At 61.3% G+C, this 14,259-nt stretch carries 14 protein-coding genes and 1 pseudogene; 2 read left to right on the top strand and 13 right to left on the bottom strand.

What is annotated here, in order from left to right; translation table 11 throughout:
- Positions 1–20: 20 nt before the first annotated feature.
- The 5 genes from EI983_RS10600 to infC form a co-directional block, all read right to left on the bottom strand.
- Positions 21–689, bottom strand: coding sequence for a hypothetical protein (locus EI983_RS10600; RefSeq protein ID WP_157707369.1), 669 nt, complete (start codon positions 687–689; stop codon positions 21–23).
- A 58-nt stretch (positions 690–747) separates the two neighbouring features.
- A protein-coding gene (locus EI983_RS10595; RefSeq protein ID WP_157705192.1) for an IS3 family transposase occupies positions 748–1,874 on the bottom strand; the annotation gives its coding sequence in 2 pieces (ribosomal slippage) (positions 748–1,610 and positions 1,610–1,874; 1,128 coding nt in all).
- Between the two features lie 321 nt (positions 1,875–2,195).
- Positions 2,196–3,053 (bottom strand): tail fiber domain-containing protein, encoded by an 858-nt coding sequence (locus EI983_RS10590; protein WP_157707368.1) that lies wholly within the window; start codon positions 3,051–3,053, stop codon positions 2,196–2,198.
- 680 nt (positions 3,054–3,733) lie between these two features.
- Entirely contained in the window at positions 3,734–5,050 is a 1,317-nt protein-coding gene (locus tag EI983_RS10585) for a PIG-L family deacetylase (RefSeq protein WP_157707367.1), read from the bottom strand.
- Positions 5,051–5,515: 465 nt separating this feature from the next.
- Positions 5,516–6,088, bottom strand: a complete 573-nt coding sequence (gene infC, locus EI983_RS10580; protein WP_246162118.1) for a translation initiation factor IF-3 — start codon at positions 6,086–6,088, stop codon at positions 5,516–5,518.
- A 178-nt stretch (positions 6,089–6,266) separates the two neighbouring features.
- Here infC and EI983_RS10575 point away from each other — a divergent pair, with 178 nt between their 5' ends.
- Positions 6,267–7,241 (top strand): translation initiation factor 3, encoded by a 975-nt coding sequence (locus EI983_RS10575; RefSeq protein ID WP_157707366.1) that lies wholly within the window; start codon positions 6,267–6,269, stop codon positions 7,239–7,241.
- A gap of 137 nt (positions 7,242–7,378) precedes the next feature.
- On the opposite strand, the gene EI983_RS10570 is transcribed toward EI983_RS10575, so the two are convergent.
- The 6 genes and pseudogenes from EI983_RS10570 to cobA all read right to left on the bottom strand — a co-directional run.
- A complete protein-coding gene (locus tag EI983_RS10570; protein WP_157707365.1) occupies positions 7,379–8,224 on the bottom strand; it encodes a ferredoxin--NADP reductase in 846 nt (281 codons plus the stop codon).
- A 146-nt stretch (positions 8,225–8,370) separates the two neighbouring features.
- On the bottom strand, positions 8,371–8,775 hold the full coding sequence (locus EI983_RS10565) for a DUF934 domain-containing protein (protein WP_157707364.1): 405 nt from the start codon (positions 8,773–8,775) through the stop codon (positions 8,371–8,373).
- Positions 8,772–9,506, bottom strand: a complete 735-nt coding sequence (locus EI983_RS10560; RefSeq protein ID WP_157707363.1) for a phosphoadenylyl-sulfate reductase — start codon at positions 9,504–9,506, stop codon at positions 8,772–8,774. The genes EI983_RS10565 and EI983_RS10560 overlap by 4 nt, the downstream gene beginning before the upstream one ends.
- The gene (locus tag EI983_RS10555; RefSeq protein ID WP_157707362.1) at positions 9,493–11,160 is read right to left on the bottom strand and encodes a nitrite/sulfite reductase; all 1,668 of its coding nucleotides are present in this window, start codon (positions 11,158–11,160) and stop codon (positions 9,493–9,495) included. The genes EI983_RS10560 and EI983_RS10555 overlap by 14 nt, the downstream gene beginning before the upstream one ends.
- Entirely contained in the window at positions 11,160–11,462 is a 303-nt protein-coding gene (locus EI983_RS10550) for a DUF2849 domain-containing protein (protein ID WP_157707361.1), read from the bottom strand. The genes EI983_RS10555 and EI983_RS10550 overlap by 1 nt, the downstream gene beginning before the upstream one ends.
- Position 11,463: 1 nt before the next feature.
- Positions 11,464–12,231: pseudogene (cobA, locus tag EI983_RS10545) on the bottom strand (uroporphyrinogen-III C-methyltransferase); the annotation flags it as partial.
- 210 nt (positions 12,232–12,441) lie between these two features.
- Between cobA and EI983_RS10540 the strand changes: the two are divergent.
- Positions 12,442–12,903 (top strand): Lrp/AsnC family transcriptional regulator, encoded by a 462-nt coding sequence (locus tag EI983_RS10540; RefSeq protein WP_157707359.1) that lies wholly within the window; start codon positions 12,442–12,444, stop codon positions 12,901–12,903.
- A gap of 136 nt (positions 12,904–13,039) precedes the next feature.
- Here the strand turns inward: EI983_RS10540 and tpiA are convergent, their stop codons facing one another.
- Positions 13,040–13,798 carry a triose-phosphate isomerase gene (tpiA, locus tag EI983_RS10535; protein ID WP_157707358.1) on the bottom strand — a complete coding sequence of 253 codons (759 nt, stop codon included), beginning with the start codon at positions 13,796–13,798 and terminating at the stop codon, positions 13,040–13,042.
- 78 nt (positions 13,799–13,876) lie between these two features.
- Entirely contained in the window at positions 13,877–14,227 is a 351-nt protein-coding gene (locus EI983_RS10530; RefSeq protein ID WP_157707357.1) for a HesB/IscA family protein, read from the bottom strand.
- Positions 14,228–14,259: the final 32 nt, after the last annotated feature.

Raw genomic sequence — 14,259 nt, 5'->3', positions numbered from 1 at the left:
CGGCGATGGCGCCCTCGGAGTTACTCCGCGCTCAGAGCGGTGACCGCAGCTTCGAGCCGTGCCAATCGTGCGTTCTGATCGGCGATGATCGCCCGGAGATCGGCTTTTTCCGTCTCGCTTTCCGAAAGCCGGTCATGCAGCTGCCCGATATAGATATGCGCGTGCTCCAGCTCGTTGAGCATGCGCCCCAGCTTGTCGGAGACGTTGATCGGTTCGTTCTCCACCGTCGGGCCGACATTAGGCAGGTGTCCCGCCGCCCACATCTGCGCCTGATGCTCGGCAATCGTGGGCAGATCGTAGTCGTCCGAGAAGACAGCGTCACAGCCCCCGCCACAGGTGCCGCCGCCGGTGGTGAGTGACCCCTTGATCGTCATGTCGCCCGCGGGCGTCAGGATCATCTCGATCTCGCCCGGTCCGCCCGGCGCGGTCGTCACTCGGAAAGTCCCCGCCTGGTTCTGGAAGTTCCAGGCCCGGCCGGTGTTGTCGCCAGCCGCGATGGACGTGTCTTCGAGTGTGAAGAAGGTGATGCCGTTATTGCGAAGGGTCATCTGTCCGAGGGTGCCCGCAGAGGTCTCCTCGATCAGGATCGCGCCGTTCCCATCGCCCCGCTGCACATGCAGGCCCACGCTTGGTACTCCGGCGCCAAGTCCGACATTCCCGTCATTCGCGATCCGGAGCGCATTGGTCATCGCCCCGTTTTCGATGATCAGAGGTGGCGTGCCCCCTTCGGGTGGTCCGGTTTAATTGTTAGTGCATCGTGGGCCTCTGGTCCATTGGAACGATGCTTTTGGGCGCGGGTGGGCGGTAACCCAATGCGCTGTGGGGTCTGACCGTGTTGTAGTGGACGCGCCATTGCTCGATCAGGATTTGAGCCTCGCGTAAGGTATAGAAGATTTCGCCGTTGAGTAGCTCGTCGCGGAAACGGGCGTTGAAGCTTTCGCAATATCCATTCTCCCAAGGCGACCCTGGTTCGATGTAGGCCGTTTTTGCTCCGACGGCGGCGATCCAGTCTCGCACCTTCTGAGCGATAAATTCTGGTCCGTTGTCGGATCTTATCCACTCCGGCGGGCCACGCAGGATGAACAGGTCGGTCAGTGCATCCAGCACATCGGTTGAGTTGAGTTTGCGATCGACGCGGATCATCAGCGCCTCCCTGGTGTATTCGTCGATGATGTTGAGCGTTCGATAGACGCGCCCATCAGCGGTTCGATCCTGCACGAAGTCATAGGACCAAACGTGGTTCGGTCGTTCGGGCCTGAGACGCACGCATGATCCGTCGTTCAGCCAAAGCCGCCCTTTCTTCTTCTGTTTCTGTGGAACCTTCAGCCCTTCACGCCGCCATATCCGTTCAACCCGCTTATGATTCACACACCACCCAGCGTTGTTCAGCAAACCAGTGACCATGCGATACCCATAGCGCCCGTACTGGTCGGCCAGCTCAATGATGTCGTCGGTCAATCGCGCTTCATCAGCACGGCCTTGGGGGACCTTGCGCTGCGTCGATCGATGCTGCCCAAGTGCGCGGCAGGCGCGGCGTTCAGACACGCCAAGCTCCTGCCGCACATGGTCGACGCATTTCCGGCGACGCGAAGGGCTCAGAAGTTTCCCTTTGCGGCTTCCGTCAGGATGAGCTTATCCAAGGTCAAATCGGACACCGCTCGACGCAGCCTTTGGTTCTCTTTCTCCAGCTCTTTCAGACGGGCAAGCTGAGACCGCTGCATCCCGCCATAGAGCTTTCGCCATCGATAGAACGTCTGTTGCGTCACGCCGATTTGGCGCACTGCCTCGACAATCGTCGCGCCTTGCCCCTGCAGAACTTCAACCTGTCGAAGCTTCGAAACAATCTCTTCGGGCTTCTCTCGTTTTCCAGCCATCGCTGATCCTCCAATTTGCGGGATAATCTATCCCAGTTGGTGGACCACTTTCAGGGGGCTACTCCAGCGTCACTGTTGTTGGGGGTGAGATTGACGACCTGTGCCGCGGCAGGCGTCGCGACCGCAAAAGCCAGAATGCCGGTTAGCAGAGTATTGAGTCTCATATCGTATCCTCCCCAAAACAAAGACGAGAAGCAAAGCCGGGAAAACATGTGCACAGTTTCCCCGCTCTAAGGCCAAAGGTTTGGCAGATTTTTTCAATAAATTCAATCACAGCCGCGTCGAAAGCGGGCGCTTACACACGTCAGGTGTTCAACTGGATCAGTCTGTGATCTGCATTTCCATCGCGGAAAGCCGAGCAGTGAGCGCGGTCAATTGTGCCCTCAAAGCGTCCGTTTCTGCTTTGGTTTGTGCCTTGAGCTTGGCAGACTCGGTCCGCAGCGCCGCGTTTTCACTGGCCAGCGCCTGAATGGCCGCCAGTGCGACGCCCGAGGTGTCGAGCGAGGAAATCCCCGTCTCGCTAGCGCCAAGGCCGAAGGCCGCGTGGAAATCCTGTGCCATGGGCCCCATGTGGCGGATGCCGAGGGCCTCGTTGTCCTTGTACATCCAGCTTGAGACGGGCAATTCGGCCACTTTCTGAAGGATCTCACCGGGGTCCACCGGCTCGATCGCCATTTTCTTGTTCTTGTCCGAGTTCTGGGTCAAAGCACCTTCGATGGTCATGTCACCCGCGGGCGTCAGGATCATCTCGATCTCGCCGGGGCCCCCGGGGGCGGTGGTGACGCGGAAGGTGCCTGCCTGGTTCTGGAAGTTCCACTTGCGGCCCGAATTGTCCACGTCAGCGATGGACGTGTCCTCCAGCGTGAAAAAGGTGATGCCGTTGTTGCGAAGGGTCATCTGGCCAAGTGTGCCGGCAGAGGTTTCCTCGATCAGGATCGCGCCGGTGCCATCGGATTTTTGGACGTGCAGGCCGGTGGACGGCAGGTCCGTGCCCATACCGATCCCGCCTGAACCTGCAATATAGATACTGTTTGTGGGTGCGCCTGGCGCAATAATGAAGGGTAACCGGCTGGCAGTGACATCCTCAACAAAGAAACCGATGTGATTGCCGCCCACATCCCATTGGTAGGTCGTGCCTATAACATCCTCGAACCTGAGATTGGGGGTGCCTCCGGTCACGTGAAGCGCTTCCTGGGGAAGAGACGTGCCAAATCCGATATTTCCTGAACTTGAAAGATACAGGCTGTTGGTTGGCACGCCACCGGCGATCTTCAACGGGATTGTGCCGCCGTCAATGTCCTCAACGGCAAAGAAAGTTTGGCTGACATCATTGACGACCAACCGCCAGTCATTGCTTGAAAAAGCGCCAGAGACTGAGCTGTCTTGAAACAAGATGTCGGGTTCGGACCATTTCAACCTCAACGGGCCCTGTTCGAACGGTTCCGTGCCATCACAGGCGGGACCTATGCAGGCGCGCCCATCGAAAGTATTGTTCTGCGCAGAAAAGTAGTTTTGGCCAAAACCGCTCTGAGTGATGGTGCCTGAAAGTGTCAGGTTCGCCCCGTTCAAATCCTGCGCCTGGGCGGGCAGGGTGCACATTGCCAAGAGGGACGTGATGGTAACAAGAGCTGAGCACTTCATCTGAAAACCTTTCTGCGGAAAAGATGCGGGTTCGATAGATTATCTTTCAAAACATGCCCCAATCCGGACAATCTGAAAAGCCCCGTACGCCCCGGGGACCTTGGGAGTGATCGGCAGAGGGGGGCGGCACCGGTGCCGGGGCCGCGCTGCTCAAAAGGCGGCGGCTGGCCCTCACGGGCGGGCCGAAGCGATCCCGGCCCCTCCGAAAGGCCCATCGGTCATAGCTCTGGCAGGAACTGCTGATCCTCGGGATCGAGCTGCATGTCCTGAACATACTCATGCTCGTTGGGCATCGGTGTGAAGAGGGCAGACATCAGCTCGAGCGCGCCGAGATCCGCGATCCCTCCGGCTGGCTGTTCCTGAGACGCCCCAAGGGCGGCTGTGCCCGGCCGTGCAGCACCATCTTGTACGAGCCAGCGGTTCATCGGATCATGCCCGGTGAACACGTTATTCGAAGGGTCAGCCGCACCGGAATGTTCCGGCCCGTTCGTATCAAAGCGCCCGCCGGTCCATCCGATTTGAGCGAGAAACTGATTGAGCGTCGATGGCCCGGCGGGTGCACCGCCGGACGGGCCCGGCGCCGCGTCAGGGCCCCCGCCCGCCGTGTCGGAGGCAATTGCGGCATCGGGAGAGGGGCTGTCTGGTGTGACGTGAATGCTCAGATCGGGATTTTCCACGATCCCCTGGCACGCGTCGCAAGAGCCGTCTTCACAGCCGCAGGACTGGACCGTGAAGTCCGATGTTTCCAACTCGAACGCCGGGTCTTCGTGATCATGCGTCGATGCAAATTCCTCGGTGTAATACTGACGTTCCAGCCATTGCAGGTAGGAGGTGTTGAGGATCGGCGTGCCATCTTCGGTGCTGCCGGTGCGCACGTTCTCGTCATGCCCTGCATAGGCCAGGAAGGTGTCGAGCATCTGCGCGTGATCTTGCCCGGACACGTTCGGATCGAGCTCGGACGACGCGTAATCGACATAGCCGACAAGATCATGCTGGTGATCGTCTGCATAGAACTCATAAGCGGTCTGGGCAAACATCGAGCCGTGCACATGATCGGCGTGACTGTGATCCGAGAATTCGGTCTGGTGGTCCTGGATCATGACGGTTTCGGGTTCGTGGAATTCCAGCAGGGCGTGCAGCGTCCCGACAAGCTCACCACCGGAATAGCTGTTTGCCCCGTCAATCGAGGTGACGGTCTGAATGTCACCATCCCAAAGCTGCTCCAGCCCGTTCATGTTCTCCGTGTAACCGGATTCGGTGGCGGTGTAGCCGTCGGGCAGGCGCAGGAAATAGAGGCGCACTTCGGGCTGACTTTCGAGATATGAGGAGGCAATGGTGACCTCGTCCTCACCGTTGGACAGGGTCACTTCGGTGTCCACCCAGTCATTCGCACCGGCCATTTCGCCGTAAGCCGCCTTGATGCCGTCCTCGCGGCCTTCCCAATACTCTTCGTCTTGTCCGGCATCTCCGGCGGTCAGATAGACCGAGACATGCCCGTCGCCTGACTGAATGCTGTGCAGGATGTCCGGGTTCATGAAAAGCAGGTCGTCGTCAGGATGCGCGACAATCGCAAAAGTTGATATAGCTGTAGTTGAAACCAACACCGTCCTGACCTCCGACGCCTTGAGGTCACAAATTTACCAGATTTTAACCTTTTTCATGCCAGCAAACGCCGAATCTCCGAGGATTTGGCCGGTTGAAATGTGTATAAATCATTATATTACAAAGAGTTGCGTGAAAGTGTGCCAGGCGGTGAAAATGTGCGCCTGGTAAATGACTGCGCGAAAATGATCAACGATCCCTCTGCTGGGTCGGGATTGTTTACAAACCGATAGGTAGGGCCGTCACACCGCCTGTCCGGGCGCGATTCGAATATGTCTGAAGTGTGGCGCAGATAAAACACGCAGGGGTTGATCGCCTTTTGTCCCGGCGTGCCATTGGCGCCGGGACAGCGCGTTTCAGGGGGTCGCCTGCGCAGACCCTCTTGCGGGTGTTTTGGCCTACTTGCTCGCCACCGGGCCGATGATCATGATCATCTGACGGCCTTCCATCTTGGGCATGTTTTCGATCTTGCCGATGTCCTTGGTGTCCTCGGCCACCCGGTTCAGCAGATCGCGCCCCAGCTCCTGGTGGGCCATCTCGCGGCCGCGAAACCGCAGCGTGACCTTCACCTTGTCGCCGTTTTGCAGAAACTTGGTGACGTTGCGCATTTTCACATCATAGTCATGGGTGTCGGTGTTGGGGCGAAACTTCACCTCCTTCACCTCGATGACCTTCTGTTTCTTGCGGGCCTCGGATTCGCGTTTTTGCTGTTCGTATTTGTATTTGCCAAAATCCATGATCTTGCAGACCGGTGGGTTGGCATTGGGTGAGATTTCCACCAGATCCAGCCCCGCTTCCTCGGCAAGATCGAGTGCGCGGGAGGGCGTTACGACGCCAACATTTTCACCATCAGCCCCAATCAGGCGAATTTCGTCAGATGTGATACGTTCGTTGATACGTGGGCCGGTGTCGCGCGTGGGCGGCGCGTTGTGAGGTCTGCGGGCTATGGTTTTGATCCTTCGGTTGTTCACAGTTCAGGTGGCGCCAAGGTAAACCTCGCGTTGGGCCGATACAAGCAGGAATATCGGCTAATCTGCGCCGAAATCAGTGAGTTTCCCCCTTGTGCCTTCCTGTCATCCTCGCCATCTGGTTGTCAGGTAAGACAGGCCTGCACTCCTGCGAATGGCCTGAGTTCTGAGGGGAAAGAATATGAGGAATCTTCTGTGGATCGTACTGGCTGTCGTCGTTCTTCTGGGCGGTTACATGCTGTTCACCGGCAAGTCGGTAGAAGAGATGACCGAGGAAGCCAAAGGCGTCATTGATAGCAGCACCGAGACCGCCACCGAGGCGGCTGGTGCGGCGACTGAAGCCGTGACCGAGACGGCGTCGGAGGCGGCTGATGCGGCTGCTGATGCCGCAACTGCGGCGACGGATACTGCTTCTCAGGCGACCGACGCGGTCGGCGACGCAGCAGCGACCGCGGTTGAGGCTGCGACCGAAGCTGCCGAAGGTGCGGCGGATGCCGCGGCGGATGCGGCGAACACGGTGACTGAAGCTGCCGAAGGTGCGGCGGATGCGGCGGCCGATGCTGCCGTAGCGGCGGTGGAGACCGCCACCGAAGCCGCCGAGGGGGCTGCCGACGCTGCGGCTGACGCGGCCAACGCCGCTGTCGAGACGGCGACGGAAGCTGCAGAAGGGGCCGCAGACGCGGCCAATGCGGCGGTCGAAACGGCGACCGAAGCGGCCGAAGGTGCGGCAGACACAGCAGCGGATGCGGCCAACGCGGCGGTCGAGGCGGTGGAAGGTGCGGCGGATGCCGCAGCGGACGCGACCAACGCGGCGATGGACAGCGCGACCGAAGCGGCTGCGGAGGCGACGGACGCGGCCACTGAAACCGCGACCGAGGCGGCGGATACGACAGCGGAGGCGGCTGATGCCGCAACGGAAACCGCCGCAGAGGCGACCGAAGCGGTAGAGGAAGAGGCCAGCAGCATGGCCGACACCCTGGCCAAGGCGCTGAGCGCGGAAGAGTTCAACATGGATACGGTGAGTGAACTGATCGCCGGATCGGACCTGAGCCCGGCGAAGAAAGCCATGCTGACGCAAGGGGTGAAGAAAGCTCAGGACAATCCCGAATTGCTGCAAGCCGCCCTGGATGCGGTCAAGAAGGCGCTGGCGAAGTAAGCCGCTCTGATCCTGACAAAACGAAACCCGCGCTGTCACTGGCGCGGGTTTTTCTATGGGACAGCAAGGTGCGTGAAATCACGCACCCTACGGAACAAGATGTAGGGTGTGTGCTTGCACGCACCGCTCCCGGCAGATCAGTCCAGAAACGCCTTTTCCACCACATATTGCTTGGGGTCGGAATTGGCCCCTTCTTCCAGCCCGTATTCCTCGAGCATCTCCTTGAGCTCAAGATTGAAGGCCAGGTTGCCGCAGATCATCGCGCGGTCGTTCTCGGGGCAGAGCGGCGTGGTGCCCAGATCCGCGAAGGCCTCGCCCGAGCGCATCAGGTCGGTGATCCGGCCCATCTTGGGGCTCTCTTCGCGGGTGGTGGTCGGGTAGTATTTGACCTTTTTCCAGAACCCTTCGCCAATGACCTCGTTCAACAGCTCATCATGTTTCAGGCTCTCGATGATTTCAGCGCCATAGGCCAGCTCGCCCACTTCGCGGCAGGTATGGGTGATGATCACCTCGTCATAATCCTCGTAGGTCTGCGGCTCACGCAGCAGTGAGGCAAAAGGCGCAAAGCCGGTGCCGGTGGCAAAGAACCAGATCCGCTTGCCCGGCAGCAGCGCGTCATGCACCAGAGTGCCCACGGGTTTGGGCCGCAGGATGATCTGATCGCCCGGTGCGATATGTTGCAGCCGCGAGGTCAGCGGGCCGTCCTGCACCTTGATCGAATAGAACTCCAGCTCCTCGTCCCAGCTTGGCGAGGCGATGGAATAGGCCCGCAGAAGCGGTTTTTCGCGGCCGGTCTTCTCGTCGGTCTGCATCAGGCCGATCATCACAAACTCGCCCGAGCGGAACCGCAGGCTCGCGGGCCGCGTCACCCGGAAGGAAAACAGCCGGTCGGTCCAGTGTTTCACCTCCGTTACGGTCTGTGCATCGGGCAGGGTGGGCACCTTGACAGGTTTGGCTTCGGTCACAGGAGAGATCTCGTTCATGGTTTCCGTTACCGGTGCGTTTGCCCGGCATTCCTTTCTTAGTCGTTGATCTGGATCAGGTGAAGAGGCGGAAGTTCATTTGCGTGCAAATGAATTGCGGCTGGCGCATTTTTGCCCCAGCCGCGTTTCGCGTTCGGGGAAAGGTCTTAGCCGCGCAAGCGGGCCTGGTAGTCATGCGCCTTCCAATCCGCCCGGAAAAGCCAGTGCGTCTGCGGCTGGCGCTCGGCCATTTCGTCGCTGATCTCCACCTCGTCGAAGCCCGCGCGCCGCGCCATGGCGAACTGATCCGCAAGGACATGCCCTCGCGCCCTGAGCCGCCCGGTGAAGCCCATCAGCCTGAGCTGCCGCGCAATGGTAAAACCACGCCCGTCGGAGAAGCTGGGGAAATCCACGCGGATCATCGGCACATCGGGCAGGCGGCCTGCCAGCTCCAGCGGATCGGCAGAGGAGGGCAGGTCGATCGCGACCCCCTCATAGGCATCCTCGAGCGCCACAATCGGCGCGTCCCAGTCATCCTTGGCAAAGCCGGTATCGGTCACAATCACGCTCATGCGTTCTCTCCTATGCGTTGGGCGGTGCCATTGACGAAATGGATGCCGCATTCGGTTTTCTGCTGGCCGCGCCAGCGGCCTGATCTGGGGTCTTCGCCTGTTGCCACGGGGCTGGTGCAGGGCATGCAGCCGATCGACGGATAGCCCTGCGCCACCAGAGGGTGCCGGGGCAGGCGGTTTTCGGTCATGTAGGTCTGCACATCCTCGCGCGACCAATGCGCGAGCGGATTGACCTTCATCCGGCCTGTCCCGTCTTCGGTCTCGAAGAACTCAAGGCTTTCTCGCGCGCCGCCCTGATAGCGTTTGCGCCCGGTGATCCAGCCGTCGAACCCGTCAAGCGCGCGGGCCAGTGGCGCGCTCTTGCGCAGGGCGCAGCAGGCGTCGGGATCGTGCCGGTGCAGCGTGCCGGTCGGATCCGCCTGGTCAATTTCCGCGGCACTGGCCCGGATGATCCGCAGATCGCGCAGCCCCAGCCGCTCGGCCAGCTCCTGCTGGTAGACCAGCGTTTCGGTAAACAGGAGTTCCGTGTCGATAAAGATCACCGGCGTTGCGGGCGCTATCACCGAGACCAGATGCAAGAGCACCACCGATTCCGCGCCGAAGCTGGACACCAGCGCCAGTTTGCCCGCCTCGGGCGCGGTCAGCGCATGGGTCAGCACGGCGGTGGCGGAATGGAGCCTGTACCATTCGTTCAGGCCCGCCACCCGTGGGGCAAGGTCATTCAGCGGCATAGGCTTCGGCCTTCTCATAAAGTGCTGCCTTGAACGGGGCCATGCCGATGCGCCTGTAAGTGGCGAGAAAGCTTTCCTCGGGGCTCTCGCGCAGGTCGAGATAGGCATAGACGATCCGCTCGATCGCCGGGATGATCTCGTCATAGGCAAAACCCGGCCCGGTGCGTTCACCGATGGCAGCATCCTGGGTATGGTCGCCGCCCAGCGTGATCTGGTAGTTTTCCACGCCCGCGCGGTCGAGACCCAGAATGCCGATATGGCCGACATGGTGATGCCCGCAGGCATTGATGCAGCCCGAGATCTTGATTTTCAGATCACCGATCTCATGCTCCAGCTTCAGCTCGTCGAAGCGTGTCGCGATCTGCTGCGCCACGGGGATGGACCGGGCCGTGGCCAGCGCGCAGTAATCCATGCCAGGGCAGGCGATGATATCCGAGATCAGCCCGATATTGGCCGTGGCCAGCCCGTGTTTTTTCAGTTCGGCGTGCAGTTCCGGCAGGTCGGATTTGTGCACATGCGGCAGGATCACGTTCTGCTCGTGCGAGATGCGCAGCTCGTCATGGCCGAAGCGTTCCGCCAGATCGGCCATCACGCGCATCTGCCCGGCGGTGGCATCGCCTGGCGTGGCCCCATGCGCCTTGAGGCTGATTTGCACGATGGCATAGCCCGGTGCGCGGTGCGGGGCGAGGTTGGTGTCGGCCCAGGCGCGGAAGATCGGGTCGGTCTTATACGCGGTTTCGTAAATCGCCGTGCTGCCCTCGCGGAAGGCGGGCGGGGCGAAGGCGGCCTTGATCTCGTCAAACAGGGCAAGGTCGATGCCGGAGAAGGTCGGCCGGATCACCTTGAAGCGTTCGCCGACGCGGGCGCGAATGTCGTCGATGCCATGCTCGTGCACGGTGATCTTGATGCGCGATTTGTATTTGTTGTCGCGCCGGCCCAGCAGGTTCCAGACCGACACCACCGCCTCAAGATAAGGCAGAAGATCAGCTTGGCTTACGAAGTCATTGATAACCTTGCCAATCATCGGGGTCCGGCCCAGCCCGCCGCCGACGATCACGGCATAGCCGATCTCTCTGTCCCGTTCGACGATCTGCAATCCGATATCATGCGCGCGGGTGACGGCGCGGTCCTGAGTGGCCCCCGACACGGCGATCTTGAACTTGCGCGGCAGGAACTGGAACTCGGGGTGATCGGTCGACCATTGCCGGATCAGCTCGGCCACCGGGCGCGGATCGGCCACCTCATCGGCGGCGGCCCCGGCGAAATGGTCTGCCGTCACGTTGCGGATCGTATTGCCCGAGGTCTGGATGGCGTGCATGTTCACCTCGGCCAGCGCGTCGAGCATGTCGGGCACGTCCGAAAGCTTGGGCCAGTTATACTGGATGTTCTGGCGCGTGGTGAAATGGCCATAGCCCTTGTCCCAGCGGTCCGCGATCTCGGCCAGTTTGCGCATCTGGCGGCTACCCAACGTGCCATAGGGAATGGCCACGCGCAGCATATAGGCATGCAGTTGCAAATAGAGCCCGTTCATCAGGCGCAGCGGCTTGAACTCATCCTCGGTCAGCGCGCCCGCGATGCGGCGCTCCACCTGCTGGCGGAACTGGCGGTTGCGTGTCGCGACGAATGCCGCGTCAAAGTCTGTATAGTCGTACATCAGCCCAGCTCCGCCTGTTTGCCGTGGAAATAGTTGGAGGGTCCGGTGCGGCGGAACGCCTCGCGGAAATGGGTGGGCTCGGGGCCGCTGGCACCGGGTCTGGCATCCGCCAGATAGGGCCCGACCACCTGATCGGGCTGGCCTTCGGCCATGAGCAGGCGCAGCCTGGCCTCGGCCTCGTCCGTCAAAAGTTCGGCCTCCGACAGATTGCGGGTCCAGCCGTCATCGGCAGTCTGATAGATCACATCGCCTTCGATCAGGGCGTTTCCGGTGACAACTTTGGGAGTGAATTCGCGGGGCATGTCAGGCAAGCTCCTGTTTCTGCTCAATTTCAGTGAGGGCGGTTGCGGCATCACGCGGGGCAAGGCCGAAAAGGGTGAGCGCGGGGCCGCTGGCCTGCCATGCGGCCAGATCCGCGGGCAGGCGCTCCAGCGTGGTGGCGAGGATGCGCTGATCGGGGCGGCTTGCGTTTTCGACCAGCGTCACCGGCGTTGCCCGGTCGGCCCCATGCATGATCAGGCGGCCCTGCACGAACCGCGCCGAGGCCTTGCCCATATAGATCGCGGCCACCTCGCCGGGACGCGCCAGCGCGCGCCAGTCGTGATCGGCGAAACCTTGCATGTCATGACCCGTCAGCAGGCGCAGCGAAGAGTTGCGGCCGCGTTTGGTCAGGCTCTGGCCGATGGCGGCGGCCGAGGCCGAGGCGGCGGTGATGCCGGGCACCACATGCCAGCCGATCCCGGCGGCGTCGCAGGCGTCGATTTCTTCATCCAGGCGTCCAAAGACAGACGGATCGCCCCCCTTGAGCCGCACGACCTGTGATCCGCGCGCGGCGTGATGCACGATAAGCGCGTTGATCTCGGACTGGGCGGTGGATGTGCCGAAGCCTTGCTTGCCCACATCGATGAGGGCCGTGCCGCGCCCGGCAAGGGCCAGGATCTCGGCCGAAACCAGCCGATCATGGATGACCACATCCGCGCTTTGCAGGGCGTTCAGCGCCTTCACGGTCAAAAGCCCCGCATCGCCGGGACCTGCGCCGACAAAGGCAACATGGCCCGGACGCGGCAGGGCGGCAGGCTTTGCAGTTGCGGCATTCGCGCGGGTCAGAAGAGACAGAATGCGGGAAAGCGGTTTCATGGTTGCGGCTCCGGTGGCGCGTTGACTTTCCTGTAATATAGAAAAAAGTTCTGGATATTTGCCAGTAACCCCGGCAAATAAGGAAATATGTTCCGGTTTGGCGGCAAAGCCTGCGGGGCGTTCCATGAAGAGGGAATTTGAAGAATGTCAGTCCGTCTGGATGAGTTAGACCGGAAAATCCTTGTGCAGCTGCAACAGGACGGGGGGCAATCACTCGATGACATTGCCAAGATCGTCGGCAGTTCCAAGACGCCGGTGTGGAACCGGATTCGCAAGATGCGCGAGGCCGGGGTGATCAAGAGCCAGACCTATCTGCTGGACGCCGAGGCGCTGGGGTTCGAGGCCTGTTTCTTTGTGCTGATCCGCACGTCGGAGCATGATGCGGGCTGGCAGGCGGCCTTCCTGAAGGCGCTGCGCGACCGGCCCGAGGTGCAGGAGGCGCACCGGCTGGCGGGCGATATCGATTATATCCTGAAGGTGCGCGTGGCCAATGCGCGGGCTTATGACACGTTTTACCAGGCGCTGATTTCAGAGGTGAAGGTGCATAACGTGACAGCGCTTTTGTCGATGGAGGAGATCAAGTCGACCACGGCGCTGCCTCTGTGAGCAGACGGGATCCAAAGGAGCGCTTCCGCGCGCTTTTTAGTCTGGCAGTGCAGAGGTGACGCGCACCCTCTGAGCTTGGGCTGTATGGGAAGGCCTGGAAACTTAGTATTTGAGGAACAATGAAAGCGTCTGGAGATCAGTTCTCGGGGGCGGCTTCAAGCGCGGTGACGATGGGAGAGAAATCAGCCTGCGTCAGGCTGGCCCCGCCCACGAGTGCGCCATCGACATTGGGGGTGGCGAAGATCTGGGCGGCATTGTCGGGTTTGACCGAGCCGCCATAGAGCAGGCGGGTGGAGCGGCCGACCCCGGCACCGAAGCGGCGTTCGAGCCGGGCGCGGATGAAGTCATGCACCTCGCCGATCTGATCGGTGGTGGCGGTCAGCCCGGTGCCGATGGCCCAGATCGGCTCATAGGCGATGACGGTGTTTTCGCCGGTGGCGGTGTCGGGGACGGAACTGGAGAGCTGTCCGGCGATGATGTCGAGTGTGTTGGCGGCCTCTCGCTGAGCCAGGCTTTCGCCCATGCAGATCACCGCCATCAGCCCTGCCTCATGCGCGGCACGGGCCTTGGCGCGGACCATTTCAGAGCTTTCTTCATGTGCTTCGCGGCGTTCGGAATGCCCGAGGATCACCGCGCGCGCGCCCGCATCCGCCAGCATCGGCGCGGAGATGTCGCCGGTATGCGCGCCGCTTGTCTCGGCATGGCAGTCCTGTCCGCCAAGGGACAGACTGGAGGCGGCGAGCCGGTCATGGGCGCGGCTGAGCAACGTGGCGGGCAGGCAGAGGAGCAGCTCGACAGGCGAGGCGGCATGGGTCTGTGCGATGGCCTCGGCCTCGGCCAGGGCGGCAGATGTGCCGTTCATCTTCCAATTGCCGGCGGCCAGTTTGCGTCGCATCTGCGGCTCTCCTTGTTGCTCTTGGGGCGCGCGCCTTTCTTGTGGTACGCGGGCAGGGGCGTCAAGGGGCGGGGGGCGCTACATATCGGCGAACTTGATCGATTCGCCGCAGCCGCAGGCTTCGGTCACGTTGGGATTCTTGAAGCGGAACCCCGACTCGAGCAGGCTCACCTCATAGTCGATTTCGGTGCCGAAGAGGAACATCTGTGCCATCGGGGCGATCATCACACGCGCGCCGTCCTGTTCGACCACCTCGTCGAGCGGGTCGATCTCGGCCACATAGTCCATCGTGTATTCCATACCGGCGCAGCCGCCTTTCTTGACGCCGATACGCAGGCCCTGGCTTTCGCCTTCGGCCATGAGTTTGGCGATCTGCGCGGCGGCGCGGGGTGTGATCGTGACGGCCTGTTTGCCGGGAATGCTGAACATGGTGGCGGTTCCAAAGATATCTCTCAGGATGA

The organism is Roseovarius faecimaris, assembly GCF_009762325.1.
In the GTDB taxonomy this organism is placed as follows: Bacteria; Pseudomonadota; Alphaproteobacteria; order Rhodobacterales; family Rhodobacteraceae; genus Roseovarius; species Roseovarius faecimaris.
The sequence above is the reverse complement of the archived record's forward strand: the minus strand, read 5'-3'. Positions and strand labels throughout refer to the sequence as shown.